The following is a 14645-nucleotide window of genomic DNA, read 5'->3' as shown; positions in this document are numbered from 1 at the left end:
GTGATGCTTAAGTTCCTCTTAATATTAAGTCGCTACTCTTGGCGCTACGATTAAAGACAGGCTCACATTATGCAATCCTTACAACTCCAGTCTAAACCTAAATTTAGCTGGAAAGCCCTGGGTTGGGCGCTCCTCTATTTTTGGTTTTTTTCCACTTTACTCCAGGTCGTTATTTGTTTAACCGGATATAGCGGAACTAATGGATTACGCGACTCCTTGCTATTCAGTTCGCTGTGGTTAATCCCGGTATTTTTATTTCCAAACCGTATCCGTATTATTGCTGCCGTCATTGGCATGGTGCTATGGACGGCCTCGCTGGCTGCTCTGAGCTATTACGTCATCTACGGACAAGAGTTCTCGCAAAGCGTTCTGTACGTGATGTTTGAAACCAATGCGAACGAAGCCAGCGAATATCTCAGCCAGTATTTCAGCCTAAAAATTGTTCTTATCGCCCTGGCCTATACGGCTATCGCTATTCTGCTGTGGACGCGTCTGCGCCCTGTTCATATTCCATCGCCCTGGCGCTATCTGGTGTCGTTTGCGTTGTTATACGGTTTGATTCTGCATCCGATAGCCGTTAACACTTTCATCAAACACAAGCCGTTTGAAAAAACGGTAAATGGTCTCGCCTCACGTATGGAGCCCGCCGCACCGTGGCAATTCATCTCCGGGTATTATCAGTACCGTCAGCAGTTGACCTCACTCAATAGCCTGCTGAATGAGAACAATGCCCTGCCGCCGCTGGCTAACTTCAAAGATAACTCCGGCGATGCCCCACGTACGCTGGTGCTGGTCATTGGCGAGTCAACGCAGCGTGGTCGCATGAGCCTGTATGGTTACCCGCGCGAAACGACGCCAGAACTGGATGCATTGCATAAATCCGATCCTAACTTCACCGTATTCAATAATGTCGTGACCTCACGTCCGTACACCATTGAAATCCTGCAGCAGGCGCTGACCTTCGCCAACGAGAAGAATCCGGACCTGTACCTGACTCAACCGTCTCTGATGAATATGATGAAACAGGCAGGTTATAAAACCTTCTGGATCACCAATCAGCAGACGATGACGGCTCGCAACACCATGCTGACCGTGTTCTCTAAGCAGACGGATAAGCAGTTCTATATGAATCAGCAGCGTACGCAAAGTGCGCGCGAATATGACAGCAATGTGCTGGCGCCATTTAAAGAAGTACTGGCCGACCCGGCACCGAAAAAGTTCATCATCGTGCACCTGCTGGGTACGCATATTAAGTACAAATTCCGCTATCCGGATGGTCAGGGTAAATTCGATAACAATGTCGACCATGTTCCCCCCGGCCTGGATGATGATGAGCTGGAAGCATACAACGATTACGACAGCGCGAATGTCTACAATGACCATATCATTGCCAGTCTGATCAAAGACTATAAAGCGACCGATCCGAACGGCTTCCTGCTCTACTTCTCCGATCACGGGGAGGAGGTATACGATACGCCACCGCATAAAACGCAGGGTCGTAATGAAGACAACCCGACGCGCCATATGTATACGGTACCGTTCCTGCTGTGGACCTCTGAAAAATGGCAGGCTGCACACCCGCGTGACTTCTCACAGGATGTGAATCGTAAATACAGCAGCTCAGAGCTTATCCACACCTGGTCTGATTTAGCGGGATTCACCTACGACGGTTTCGATCCGACCCGATCCATTACCAGCCCGCAGTTCAAAGAGACGACCCGCTGGATTGGCAATCCGTACAAAAAGAATGCCCTGATTGATTACGATAGCCTGCCGTACGGCGATCAAATCGGTAATCAGTAATACTCGTATCGGCCACTCTTTAAGAGTGGCCTTTTTTTATGATGACGGTTACTGTTTCCCCTGTCTGCTGCCTGCAAGGGATAAACATGTATCACGACGTCAGCCATCTTCTCTCCCGCCTGATTAACGGCCCCACGCCGCTGCGACAGGTTTATTTTGCCAGCACCAGTAGCTCAACGCCGGAGCTGGCGTATCAGGTCGATTTTCCCCGGCTGGAAATTGTGCTGGAAGGTGAGTTCACTGATAACGGAGTTGCTGGCGCATCCGCGACGTTACTGCCTTGCGATGTGCTATTCGTTCCGGCTGGCGGCTGGAACTTTCCGCAGTGGCTCACACCGGTCACCACGCTCAGCATTCTGTTCGGCAAACAGCAACTGGGTTTCAGCATCGTCCAGTGGGACGGCAAGCAGTATCAAAATCTTACCCGCCAGCACGTCGCGCGGCGTGGGCCACGAATTGGCTCTTTCCTGCTGCAAACGCTCAATGAAATGCAGATGCAACCGCAGGAGCAACAAACCGCCAAGCTAATCGTTGCGAGCTTACTGAGCCACTGCCGCGATCTGCTGGGCAGCCAGATCCAGACCGCATCACGCAGTCAGGCGCTTTTCGAAGCCATTCGCGACTATATTGATGAACGCTACGCTTCGCCGCTCACCCGAGAATCCGTCGCGCAGGTGTTTTACATCTCACCCAATTACCTCTCCCACCTGTTTCAAAAAACGGGCGCTATCGGGTTTAACGAATACCTGAATCACACGCGACTGGAACACGCGAAAACGCTGCTGAAGGGTTATGAGCTGAAGATCAAAGAAGTGGCGCACACCTGTGGGTTTGTTGACAGCAACTATTTCTGCCGCCTGTTTCGCAAAAATACCGAACGTTCGCCGTCAGAATATCGTCGGCAATACCACAGCCAACTGACGGAGATAAAAGCTAATCCAAAGTAAGATGTGTGTGCTGTGGTGCAGAAAGCAGCTTTCGCACGGCGCTCATCACCCGCTGCGGCTCTCGCAGAAATGCGCTAATGCCCGACTGGACGTATCGGCTCTGCGTAAATCGCTCGGCTCCTGCCAGTTCAATATCGGTAATGAGCAACACCGCATCAGCGCGGTTAATATCTTCTTCCGTCAGGCGATTTTCGGTACCCAACGCGCCCTGAGTTTCAATCTTGATGCTCCATTTCTCCTGCTGGCAGAGTTTCTCCAGCCGTTCAGCAGCCATATAAGTATGGGCCACGCCGCTTACGCACGCGGTGACTGCAACCAGATATCGTACAGGTGCGATGGCCATACTATCCTCCTACTGTTACCTGAAATCCGGCGCATTCTGCCATCTTACGTATAAAATCTATCTCTTGCGCCGACGGGACGGGCACTTCTTTCATCGACCAGGGTAATCCGAGCAGCTTGTATTTCGGTTCGCCATATTGATGAAACGGTAGCAGGTGCACCTGCTTTATGCCCAATGATGACAACAGCGTCAACGCCTGCTGCGTGTTCTCTACATTCATCGTAAAGCCCGGAATCAGCGGCAGGCGAGGTATGACATTAATTCCTTCAGCGACCATTAGTCGTAAATTCGCCAGCACGCGCGGCAGGTTCATATTAATGGTCTCACGCGCCAAATGGACATCCATAATTTTGAGGTCAAACAGCACCTCATCGCACTCTCTTGCCAGCGATAACAAACGACTGGCTGGCGCATCGCCAGCCGTTTCAATCGCGCAGCGAACATCCCAGCGCCGCAGACGTTGCAGGAATCGTACGGCAAAGGGCGCTTGCATCAGCACTTCACCACCGGAAAGCGTCACCCCCCCGCCAGAGGTGCGAAAGAAAATATCATCTTTCATCACTTCACGTTCCAGCTCGTCCAGCGAGATATCACGACCGATACGTTCAAACGCACCGGAGGGACACTCATCAGCATCACGTAGACAGGGTGTACAGTGCAGGCATTTACTCTCCCGCCGTACTGTTTCAATACGTGGGGAGAGAGATTCAGGGTTGGCGCACCACGGGCAGGTATGCGGACAACCTTTAAAAAAGACTACCGTACGAATACCTTGTCCATCATTCAGTGAGTAACGCTGAATATTGAATATACGCGCGACGTCCTCGCCACGTGGGTCAATAACCTCACAGATGATGCGCGGTGCGGCGAATGATGTCATCCTGGATCTCCTTCGACAGCTCGACAAAGAAGGCGCTGTAACCCGCCACGCGCACCACCAGCCCGGCGAAATCTTGTGGGCGCTGCTGCGCTTCTCGCAATGTGTCGGCATTCACCACGTTAAACTGGATGTGCTGGAGCTTGAGCTGGGTAAATGCCCGCAGAAAATCCGCCAGCTTGCGTAAACCAGCCTCACCTTCCAGTGTGGCTGGCGTAAACTTCACGTTCAGCAAAGTCCCATTGGAAAGCAACGTGTTATCCAGCTTGCTGACCGATTTCAATACCGCCGTCGGCCCTTGCATATCCTGACCCAGCATCGGCGATAGCCCCCCGTCCGCCAACTGTTCCCCGGCGAAGCGACCATCCGGTGTCGCTCCAACGACCGAACCCAGCGGCACGTGCGCAGAGACAGTATATGAACCCGGCGTAAATTGCCCGCCGCGTGGATTCTGGTATTTCTCTACCTCTTTGCAGTAATGACGCAGCAGTTCGGCGCTGATGTTATCTACATCATCAATATCGTTGCCGTATTTTTCGAAGCGGTTAATCAGCCTGGCGCGAATTTTCTCGCCTTCCGCGGTAGCAAAGTTGTCTTTTAGCACCGACAAAAGTTCGTCAAAAGTTAAGCGCTGTTGTTCAAATACCAGTCCATTGAGCGCATGCAGCGAATCGCTCAGGTTCGCAATGCCGATTCCCTGTACGCCGGAGAAGTTATAACGCGCGCCACCGTCGGTAATATCACACCCTTTATCCAGGCAATCGCTAATAAACGAGGAGAGCAGCGGCACCGGCGCCCAGTCGCGATGACCGATATCGCAGATGTTACTGCCTTCGACCATCAACGTAATGTAGTGGCTGATTTTGGCACGAATATGCTTCAACAGGTCTTCGTACGTCAGCGCGCGATTGCCTTCGTTCTCATGCAGGCAGATTTCCATTACTTTCAGCAGATTAAACATGGCGATGTCGTGCAAACCGTATGTTCTGCCTGGAATAGACAGCTCGACACAGCCGACTACCGCGTAATCTCGCGCATCTTCCAGCGAGACGCCACGGTTAAGAAATGCGGGCACCACCACTTCATCATTAAAGATTTGCGGGATACCGGTCCCGAGGCGAATGGTCTGTGCCGTTTTCATCAGGAACGGCGTATCGATCAACGCGTTCGTGCGCACACCGAGATTTGGTTGCGGCAGTTGTACGCTCTGATAAGCATCAAGGCAGAGAAACGACAGTACGTTTACCGCACTACGACCATTCTCCGTTAATCCCCCAAGCAGTGCGGTGTAACCCGTTGGGAAGCCAGCGAAATAGCGCGCGCTGCTGGTGGATCGCAGCAGTACAATGTCATTGCATTTCACCCATAGCGATTCGAGTATTTCTTTTAAGAATGCAGGATCTTCCCCCTGCGTCAGCGAGGTCTGATAAAACGGCAGCATATACTGGTCGAAGCGTCCGAGTGAGAGCGAACTGGCGTTGGACTCATATTGCAAAATAATGTTCATGTACCAGAACAGCTGACATGCTTGCCAGAAGGTTTGCGGTTTATGCTGGGCGTTATGCCGGGAGTTTTCAGCAATCGTCAGCAATTCCTGACGTCGCTGCGCATCCGGGCAGTTTTCCGCCATTTTTTCTGCCAGCAGGGCGTAACGCAGAATGTGGCTTTGCGAAGCCTCAAGCAGCAGCAGCGCAGCCTGATAAAAGTGGTTATCCGGCTGCTGCAGACAATGCGCCCGCATCTGCGCTACCAGTTCGCCAAGCCCGAGATTCAACAGGCGTGGATAATCAATAATGATATGCCCCTGACCTTTATCCGTCTGGTTAACGCTAAAAATCTGCGTACGGACAGCGGCTTTTACCTCATCGGTCATCTGACCGTTGATGAAATCTTTCATCGACCGCTTTTCCCAGTACGGATATAGCACATCGCGATAGAGATGTTTATCCTCTTCGCTGATGTCAAAACGGTCCTGCGGACGGGTTGGAAACTGCTCCAGCTCGTTGAGCAGCCAGTAAGGATCCATTTCCGGCGACATTATGCCCGCCCGCGGTTTAACGGTACGGTTCCCGGCTATCAGTTCCTCATCACGAATCGATATTTCAACGTGCTCAAGAATATATGCGGTGGCTTTCGCCCGCCGCAGAATAACCGGCTCACCCTCCGTCTGCTGGTGGCTGGCGGTATATAGCAGCGCACGCTCAAGCGAAATTTCGCGGTTATTCTGAAACAGAGCGTTTTTTAAACGTTGGATACGGTTAGTCATGAGGAACTCCTGTAGAAAAACTGATGCCAGATGACGCTGTGCTTATCTGGCCTACGTATCAGTAGGCCGGATAAGTCGAAACCACCTTCCGGCAAACAAACCGTTATGCGGTTTGCGCAAGGTGTGCGCCAATCTTGTTCATGATGGCGTCGGCACGTTTCACTGCATCGCTGATGTTGACACGAACGATAGTTTTGCCCGCAAAACGCTCTTCAAACTTAATACCAATGTCTTTGGTCAAAATGACCATGTCGGCTTCTGCCACATCCGCCGCGGTCAGTTCGTTTTCCAGACCGATCGACCCCTGAGTCTCAACCTTTACTTCCCACCCCTTGGCTTTAGCGGCGCTTTCCAGCGCTTCGGCGGCCATATATGTGTGGGCAACGCCAGAAGGACATGCAGTTACTGCGATAATCTTGGTCATGACTCATTCCTCGCTTAATTCATTTCAAAATCTAAATCCAGGTCGTCTTCTTTCTGGTCGACCTGAGACACTTTTTTCCGCGCCAGACTTTTCAGTACGTTAACGCACACAGCGGTCACTACAGCCCCCACGGCAACCGCCGCGATATAACCCAATTTTCCTTCCACGACCGGCAGAACAATCAGCCCGCCCCAGCCGGCATAACACTGCGCACCAAACAGCGCGGCGGTTACCGTGCCGCAGGCGGAACCCACCATAATGGATGGGATAACGCGCAGCGGATCGGCGGCAGCAAAAGGAATTGCGCCTTCCGTTACGCCAACGCAGCCCATCACCAGCGCGGCTTTACCGGCTTCACGTTCTTCAGAAGAGAAATTCTTACGACCAATCAGCGTCGCCAAACCTAAGCCCAGCGGCGGCACGCAGATCCCTACCGCGGCGATTGCCACCACGGTATAAACACCCTGCGCCACGCAAATCAGCATGAAAGCGTAGGCAACTTTGTTAATCGGCCCCCCCATATCGAAGGCCAACATCAGTCCCATAATTACCGCCAGCAGCACGATGCTGCCCTGCTGCATACCCTGCAGCCACTCGGTCAGGCTAGTGGTTAACGCGCCAACGGGTTCTCCCAGGCCCCACATCATGATGCCTGCGGTGATAAAGGTGCCGACAATAGGAATAACGAAGATAGGCATTACCGATCGCAGCACCTTATGTACGGGGATCTTCTTCAGATAATGGACGACGATACCGCCAATAATCCCGGCAATTAGCGCGCCGAAAAAACCTGCGCCGAAGCTGTTTCCCACCCATGCGCCAATCGCACAAGGGGCGAGAGCAGAACGTTCAGCAATGGAATAACCAATGTAAGCGGCAAGGAATGGCACCATCAACGTCAGCCCTGCGACGCCAATATCAAACAGTTTCTTGAGATTAGGATCGGTCGCCGCATCCGGTACCGCGCCCTTGCCATACAACATGACGGAGACCGCCAGCAAAATTCCACCCGCGACTACGAAGGGGATCATATGCGAAACACCCGTCATCAGGTGCTGACGGGTATTTTTCAGGATTTGTACCAACTCTTTCATAAGTCGCTCCCAGGCTGCCTAAAGCCCATATCCATAAACTTGTTGCGGAAAACAATAGGCAATCCGACGCGGCGCAAACAGTGGATAAAAAGGCCATTTGCTGGACTTTTGTAATGTCAGAGCAAAAATGCGATCCGCCTCATAACTTGTAGTTTCTCGGAATTTATAGAGGACAAACTGACTTGTGAGGGATATCTCACTTTGATGGTTACATTACATTTATCCAGTTTTTGGCAGATTTGTCAGATGGCAGGCTCAGGCGTTGCCCTTTTATCCTGTAGCGAGAAATCGTTATGGGAGATGAGGCTATGGCCCTGATTGTGGAATTTACCTGTGAGCTGCCCAATGGCGTACATGCGCGCCCGGCAAGTCACATAGAAACGCAGTGCAACACCTTTACTTCGCACATTGAGTGGCACAACCTGCGTACCGAACGTAGGGGTAACGCCAAGAGCGCATTGGCACTGATTGGCACCGATACTCTGGCGGGTGATAGCTGCCAGTTGCTGATTTCGGGTGCAGATGAACAGGCAGCCCACCAGCATTTAACCCAATGGTTACGTAATGAATTTCCACACTGCGATGCACCGCTAGCGGAAGCCAAAAGCAACGAGCTGGAGCCACTTCCTGCATCCCTCACCAATCTAAACCCACAGCTTTTTCGCGCTCGCACCGTCTGCAGCGGCAGTGCGGGAGGCGTTCTGAGTCTGCTCTCTTCGCTGGATCTCAACGCCCTTAACAATCTCCCATCCGCTAAAGATATTGAAACCGAGCAGGCGGCACTGGATAACGGCTTAACGCTGCTGATGAAGAATATTGCGTTTCGGTTACTCGACAGCGACGGCACAACCAGTGCGATTCTGGAAGCACACCGCTCGCTGGCAAGCGACCTCTCACTGCGTCAGCACCTGCTCGCTGGAGTATCTCGCGGGTTAAGCTGCGCCCAGGCGATTGTCGAAAGTGCCGGACATTTTTGTGATGAATTCTCCCGCTCCAGCAGCAGTTATTTACAGGAACGTGCGCTGGATGTGCGCGATGTCTGCTTCCAGCTTCTGCAGCAAATTTATGGAGAGCAGCGTTTCCCTGCGCCGGGAAAACTAACCCAGCCTACGGTCTGTATGGCGGACGAGCTCACACCGAGCCAGTTCCTCGAACTGGACAAAACATTGCTGAAAGGCTTGCTGTTAAAAAGCGGCGGTACCACTTCACACACGGTGATTCTCGCCCGGTCATTCAACATTCCTACGCTGGTTGGCGTAGATATTGAATCCTTAATGCCATGGCTGCAGCAAACGGTTTATATCGATGGTAACGCAGGAGCGGTCATTGTTGCCCCTGATGAATCCGTCGTACGTTACTACCAGCAGGAAGCCCGTATCCAGGATGCCATTCGAGAACAACAACGTATCTGGCTGACCCAGGAGGCGCGCACGGGTGATGGCATCCGCATGGAAGTCGCCGCCAACATCGCCCATTCCGTGGAAGCGCAAGCAGCCTTTGGCAACGGTGCGGAAGCGGTTGGCCTGTTCCGCACGGAAATGCTGTATATGGACCGTACCTGCGCCCCGGATGAGAACGAGCTATACAACATTTTCTGCCAGGCGCTGGAGCCCGCGCAGGGACGCAGCATCATTGTGCGCACCATGGATATCGGCGGTGATAAACCCGTTGATTACCTGAATATTCCTGCCGAAGCCAACCCGTTCCTCGGTTATCGCGCGGTGCGTATCTATGAAGAATACGCCGCTTTGTTTACCACACAACTGCGATCGATCCTGCGCGCATCAGCGCACGGTAGCCTGAAAATCATGATCCCAATGATCTCCTCTATGGAAGAGATCCTGTGGGTCAAAGAGAAGCTGGCCGAAGCTAAACAGCAACTGCGTACTGAACACATCCCGTTTGATGAGAAGATCCCGCTCGGTATCATGCTGGAGGTTCCGTCAGTGATGTTCATCATCGATCAATGCTGCGAAGAAATTGATTTCTTTAGTATTGGCAGTAATGACCTGACGCAATACCTGCTGGCGGTCGACCGCGACAACGCCAAAGTTACCCGCCATTACAACAGCCTGAATCCAGCCTTCTTGCGCGCACTGGATTACGCCGTACAGGCGGTACATCGTCAGGGGAAATGGATTGGCCTGTGCGGCGAACTTGGCGCTAAAGGTTCAGTACTACCGCTGCTTGTGGGACTGGGTCTGGACGAGATCAGCATGAGCGCTCCCTCCATTCCCGCCGCCAAAGCGCGGATGGCGCAACTTGACAGCCGCGCCTGCCGTCAGTTGCTGAATCAAGCAATGGCGTGTCGAACGTCGCTGGAGGTCGAACATCTGCTGGCTCAGTTCCGTATGACCCAACAGGATACCCCTCTGGTTACCGCCGAGTGCATCACGCTGGATAGCGACTGGCGTAGTAAAGAGGAGGTCATCAAAGGGATGACCGACAACCTCCTGCTGGCAGGTCGTTGCCGCTATCCGCGTAAACTGGAAGCCGATCTGTGGGCGCGCGAAGCGGTCTTCTCTACCGGATTAGGTTTTAGCTTCGCCATTCCACACAGCAAATCAGAACATATTGAGCAGTCCACTATTAGCGTAGCGCGCCTGCAAGCGCCGGTACGTTGGGGTGATGATGATGCGCAGTTCATTATTATGCTGACGCTGAACAAACACGCCGCTGGCGACCAGCATATGCGTATTTTCTCGCGTCTGGCACGGCGCATTATGCATGAAGAATTCCGTAACGCGCTGGTTAACGCCGCCTCTGCCGACGCTATCGCCAGCCTGCTGCAACATGAACTTGAACTTTAAAGAGGGTGTTTTTGTATGGAACTTTACCTTGATACCGCCAACGTCGCGGAAGTCGAACGTCTGGCACGCATCTTCCCTATCGCGGGTGTCACCACCAACCCAAGCATTGTGGCAGCAAGCAAAGAATCCATCTGGGATGTGCTGCCGCGCCTGCAAAACGCCATTGGCGAAGAGGGCATTCTGTTTGCCCAAACCATGAGCCGAGACGCACAAGGCATGGTGGAGGAAGCCAAACGTCTGAGCAACGCGGTCCCCGGTCTGGTGGTAAAAATCCCGGTGACATCCGAAGGTCTGGCCGCGATCAAGATGCTGAAAAAAGAGGGTATCACCACGCTGGGAACCGCCGTGTACAGTGCCTCTCAGGGGCTGCTGGCAGCGCTGGCGGGGGCGAAATATATCGCGCCTTACGTTAACCGTATTGACGCGCAGGGCGGCGACGGAATTCGCACGGTACAAGAACTGCAAACGTTACTGGAACTGCATGCGCCAAACAGCATGGTACTGGCAGCCAGCTTTAAAACCCCTCGTCAGGCGCTGGATTGCTTACTGGCAGGATGTGAAGCAATCACCCTGCCATTAGACGTAGCGCAACAAATGCTCAATACCCCTGCGGTAGAGTCAGCAATAGAGAAGTTTGAACATGACTGGAACAATACATTTGGTCACATCAACCTGTGAGGGAAATAAAGTATGGATCGCATTATTCAATCACCTGGTAAGTACATCCAGGGTGCCGATGTTATTACCCGTCTTGGCAACTACCTCAAACCACTGGCAGAGCGCTGGCTGGTCGTTGGGGACAAGTTTGTCTTAGGCTTTGCCCAAGGCGCACTGGAAAAAAGCTTCCAGGATGCCGGACTGGCGCTGGAGATTGCACCGTTTGGCGGCGAGTGTTCACAAAACGAAATCGACCGTCTGCGCGGCGTGGCAGAAAAAGCGCAATGTGGCGCAGTACTTGGTATTGGCGGCGGTAAAACGCTGGATACTGCCAAAGCGCTGGCGCACTTTATGGGCGTGCCTGTCGCCATTGCGCCAACCATCGCCTCTACCGATGCACCGTGCAGCGCGCTGTCCGTTATTTACACCGATGCCGGTGAATTCGATCGCTATTTGCTGCTGCCCAATAACCCGGACAGGGTCATTGTTGATACCAAAATTGTCGCGGGCGCACCGGCGCGTCTGTTAGCCGCGGGCATCGGCGATGCGTTGGCGACCTGGTTCGAAGCGCGCGCCTGTTCACGCAGCGGCGCAACCACCATGGCGGGCGGTCAGTGCACTCAGGCGGCGCTGGCGCTGGCTGAGCTGTGCTTTAATACGCTGATAGAAGAAGGTGAAAAAGCGATGCTGGCTGCCGAGCAGCACGTGGTAACGCCTGCGCTGGAGCGCGTTATTGAAGCCAACACCTATCTGAGCGGCGTCGGTTTTGAAAGCGGCGGTCTGGCGGCGGCGCACGCCATCCATAACGGTCTGACGGCAATCCCGGATGCGCATCACTATTACCACGGCGAGAAAGTGGCTTTCGGCACGCTAACGCAACTGGTCCTGGAAAACGCGCCGATCGATGAAATTGAAACCGTTGCGGCGCTGTGTCATTCCGTTGGCCTGCCGATTACCCTGGCGCAACTGGACATCAAACAGGATATTCCGGCGAAAATGCGCATTGTGGCTGAAGCTGCCTGTGCCGAAGGCGAAACCATCCACAACATGCCTGGCGGCGCAACGCCGGACCAGGTGTATGCCGCCCTGCTGGTGGCTGACCAGTACGGTCAACGTTACCTGCAAGAGTGGGAATAACCGACCAATAAAAATCCCCGCAATTGCGGGGATTTTTTTGTTCATACTATGCCGGACCCGCGCAAGCGACATCCGGCATGGTCTGTTACAGCAGATCGAAACGATCCAGGTTCATCACTTTCACCCATGCGGCAACGAAATCTCTCACGAACTTCTCGTGAGCATCGCTGCAGGCATAAACTTCAGCCACTGCGCGTAGTACAGAGTTAGAACCAAACACCAGATCGGCGCGAGTTGCGGTGTATTTTACTTCGCCGCTCGAACGGTCACGACCTTCAAACAGCTCTTGTGACTCATCAACCGCCTTCCACTCATGACGCATATCCAGCAGATTGACGAAGAAGTCAGTGCTGAGTACGCCAGGGCGATCGGTAAAGACGCCGTGCTGGCTACCATCAAAGTTGGTGCCCAGTACGCGCATACCGCCTACCAGCACGGTCATTTCCGGTGCGGTTAGCGTCAACTGCTGCGCTTTGTCGATCAGCAGCGACTCGGTGGTCGACACGTCAGGACGAGCGCGGTAGTTACGGAAACCATCGGCAATCGGCTCAAGCAGTTCAAACATCTCAATATCCGTTTGATCCTGACGCGCATCCACACGACCCGGCGCAAAAGGTACCTTGATGCTGACACCCGCAGCGCTAGCCGCCTGCTCGATACCGACAACACCGGCCAGCACGATAATATCGGCCAACGAGGCAGTATGGGCAGACTTATAAATACCTTCCAGCACAGGCAGAACGCGTGCCGCGGTGGCATTCACATCCCAGCCGCGTTGTGGGTCCAGCGCCAGACGCGCACCGTTAGCGCCGCCACGTTTATCCCCGCCACGGAAAGTCGATGCCGAAGCCCACGCTACCGATACCAGTTCGCCCACGGACAGTCCGGAAGCAGCGATGGTCGCCTTCAGCTTCAGGATATCTTCTTCGCTTGGGTTGAAGAACGCATGCGGCAGCGGGTCTTGCCAGATCAGATCTTCTTTTGGCACTTCCGGGCCAATGTAACGCGATTTTGGCCCCATATCGCGGTGCGTCAGTTTAAACCACGCACGGGCAAACGCTTCGTTGAACGCTTGCGGATCGTTCAGGAAACGGCGAGAGATCTTTTCAAACTCAGGATCGAAACGCAGCGTCAGGTCGGTAACCAGCATCGTCGGCTTGCGTTTTTTCGACGGATCAAACGGATCGGGAATAATTTCTGGCGCGTCAACCGCTTCAAACTGAATCGCGCCTGCCGGACTGCGAGTCTGCACCCACTCATATTTGAACAGGTTCTCGAAGAAATAATTGCTCCATTGGGTAGGCGTCTGCGTCCACACCACTTCCAGACCGGAAGTAATTGCATCCGCGCCCGCGCCACTACCGTAGCTGCTGGCCCAGCCCAGGCCCTGCGCTTCAATCGGTGCGGATTCTGGATCGGCGCCAACGTGCGATGCCGCTGCTGCGCCGTGGGTTTTGCCCAACGTATGACCGCCGCCAATCAGCGCCACGGTTTCTTCGTCGTTCATCCCCATGTTACCGAAGGTCGCGCGAATAGCCGCTGCCGCAGAAAGCGGTTCGCCGCTATGGTCCGGCCCTTCCGGGTTCACATAAATAAGGCCCATTTCGGTAGCGCCCAGCGGCGCTTTTGCCAGCTCTTCCGGGTGACGGTGAGTCAGCCAGGCTTTTTCATCACCCCAGTTTACGTCGAGATCCGGTTCCCAGACATCTTCACGACCGGCACCAAAGCCAAAGGTACGGAAACCTGAGTTTTCCAGCGCCACGTTACCCGCGAGGATAAACAGATCGGCCCAGGAAATTTTCTGACCATATTTCTGCTTGATTGGCCACAGCAGACGACGCGCTTTATCAAGGCTGACGTTGTCCGGCCAGGAGTTCAGTGGTGCAAAACGCTGCTGTCCGCGACCCGCTCCACCGCGTCCATCGATAGAGCGATAGGTTCCCGCGCCGTGCCATGCCATGCGGATAAACAATCCGGCATAGGTTCCCCAGTCAGCGGGCCACCACGGTTGAGATTCGGACAGAAGGGCTCTGAGATCCCCTTTCAGGGCAGAATAGTCGAGTTTACTAAACTCTTTGCGGTAGTCGAAGTCCTCACCCAGCGGGTTCGAACGGTTGGAATGTTGGTTTAAAAGATCAACGCGGAGTTGATTTGGCCACCAGTCGCGGTTGTTCGTTCCTGCTCCCGCGCTCTGATCGTGACCGCCTTGATGAAAAGGACACTTACCGGCAGTTGATGCGTTTTGGCTATCGTCGGACATGCTCATCTATATGCTCCCTTTACAGTG

11 protein-coding genes are annotated in these 14645 nt (G+C 53.6%); 5 read left to right on the top strand and 6 right to left on the bottom strand.

Annotation, left to right across the window (positions count from 1 at the left end; genetic code table 11):
* The first annotated feature begins 69 nt into the window (after positions 1-69).
* Complete coding sequence (locus tag N0B36_RS20340) at positions 70-1803, top strand: phosphoethanolamine transferase CptA (RefSeq protein ID WP_259688908.1); 1734 nt, start codon at positions 70-72, stop codon at positions 1801-1803.
* An 86-nt stretch (positions 1804-1889) separates the two neighbouring features.
* On the top strand, positions 1890-2750 hold the full coding sequence (locus N0B36_RS20335) for a helix-turn-helix transcriptional regulator (RefSeq protein WP_259688911.1): 861 nt from the start codon (positions 1890-1892) through the stop codon (positions 2748-2750).
* Here the strand turns inward: N0B36_RS20335 and N0B36_RS20330 are convergent.
* The 5 genes from N0B36_RS20330 to N0B36_RS20310 all read right to left on the bottom strand — a co-directional run bounded on the left by N0B36_RS20330 (position 2737) and on the right by N0B36_RS20310 (position 7754).
* Entirely contained in the window at positions 2737-3093 is a 357-nt protein-coding gene (locus tag N0B36_RS20330; protein WP_016155282.1) for a PTS fructose-like transporter subunit IIB, read from the bottom strand. The two genes, N0B36_RS20335 and N0B36_RS20330, sit on opposite strands and share 14 nt — an antisense overlap.
* 1 nt (position 3094) lies before the next feature.
* Complete coding sequence (locus tag N0B36_RS20325; RefSeq protein WP_200108521.1) at positions 3095-3973, bottom strand: [formate-C-acetyltransferase]-activating enzyme; 879 nt, start codon at positions 3971-3973, stop codon at positions 3095-3097.
* Positions 3939-6236, bottom strand: coding sequence for a formate C-acetyltransferase (locus N0B36_RS20320; RefSeq protein ID WP_259688907.1), 2298 nt, complete (start codon positions 6234-6236; stop codon positions 3939-3941). Before N0B36_RS20320 ends, N0B36_RS20325 begins: the two co-directional genes overlap by 35 nt.
* 103 nt (positions 6237-6339) lie before the next feature.
* Entirely contained in the window at positions 6340-6660 is a 321-nt protein-coding gene (locus N0B36_RS20315) for a PTS fructose-like transporter subunit IIB (protein WP_016155279.1), read from the bottom strand.
* A gap of 14 nt (positions 6661-6674) precedes the next feature.
* Positions 6675-7754: a PTS fructose transporter subunit EIIC gene (locus N0B36_RS20310; RefSeq protein ID WP_003825153.1), complete on the bottom strand. Its 1080-nt coding sequence runs from the start codon at positions 7752-7754 to the stop codon at positions 6675-6677.
* 308 nt (positions 7755-8062) lie between these two features.
* Between N0B36_RS20310 and ptsP the strand changes: the two genes are divergently transcribed.
* The 3 genes from ptsP to N0B36_RS20295 are packed head-to-tail and all read left to right on the top strand — an operon-like array spanning position 8063 to position 12358.
* On the top strand, positions 8063-10564 hold the full coding sequence (gene ptsP / locus N0B36_RS20305) for a phosphoenolpyruvate--protein phosphotransferase (RefSeq protein ID WP_259688910.1): 2502 nt from the start codon (positions 8063-8065) through the stop codon (positions 10562-10564).
* Between the two features lie 15 nt (positions 10565-10579).
* Positions 10580-11242, top strand: a complete 663-nt coding sequence (fsa, locus tag N0B36_RS20300) for a fructose-6-phosphate aldolase (RefSeq protein ID WP_016155276.1) — start codon at positions 10580-10582, stop codon at positions 11240-11242.
* Positions 11243-11254: 12 nt separating this feature from the next.
* Positions 11255-12358 (top strand): glycerol dehydrogenase, encoded by a 1104-nt coding sequence (locus N0B36_RS20295; RefSeq protein ID WP_049040568.1) that lies wholly within the window; start codon positions 11255-11257, stop codon positions 12356-12358.
* Between the two features lie 85 nt (positions 12359-12443).
* On the opposite strand, the gene katG is transcribed toward N0B36_RS20295, so the two are convergent.
* On the bottom strand, positions 12444-14624 hold the full coding sequence (gene katG, locus N0B36_RS20290) for a catalase/peroxidase HPI (protein WP_016155274.1): 2181 nt from the start codon (positions 14622-14624) through the stop codon (positions 12444-12446).
* Between the last annotated feature and the right edge of the window lie 21 nt (positions 14625-14645).

Source organism: Citrobacter sp. XY323 (assembly GCF_025106035.1).
In the GTDB taxonomy this organism is placed as follows: domain Bacteria; phylum Pseudomonadota; class Gammaproteobacteria; order Enterobacterales; family Enterobacteriaceae; genus Citrobacter; species Citrobacter braakii.
Note: the sequence above shows the minus strand (reverse complement) of the source record. Positions and strands in the feature narration are given on the sequence as shown.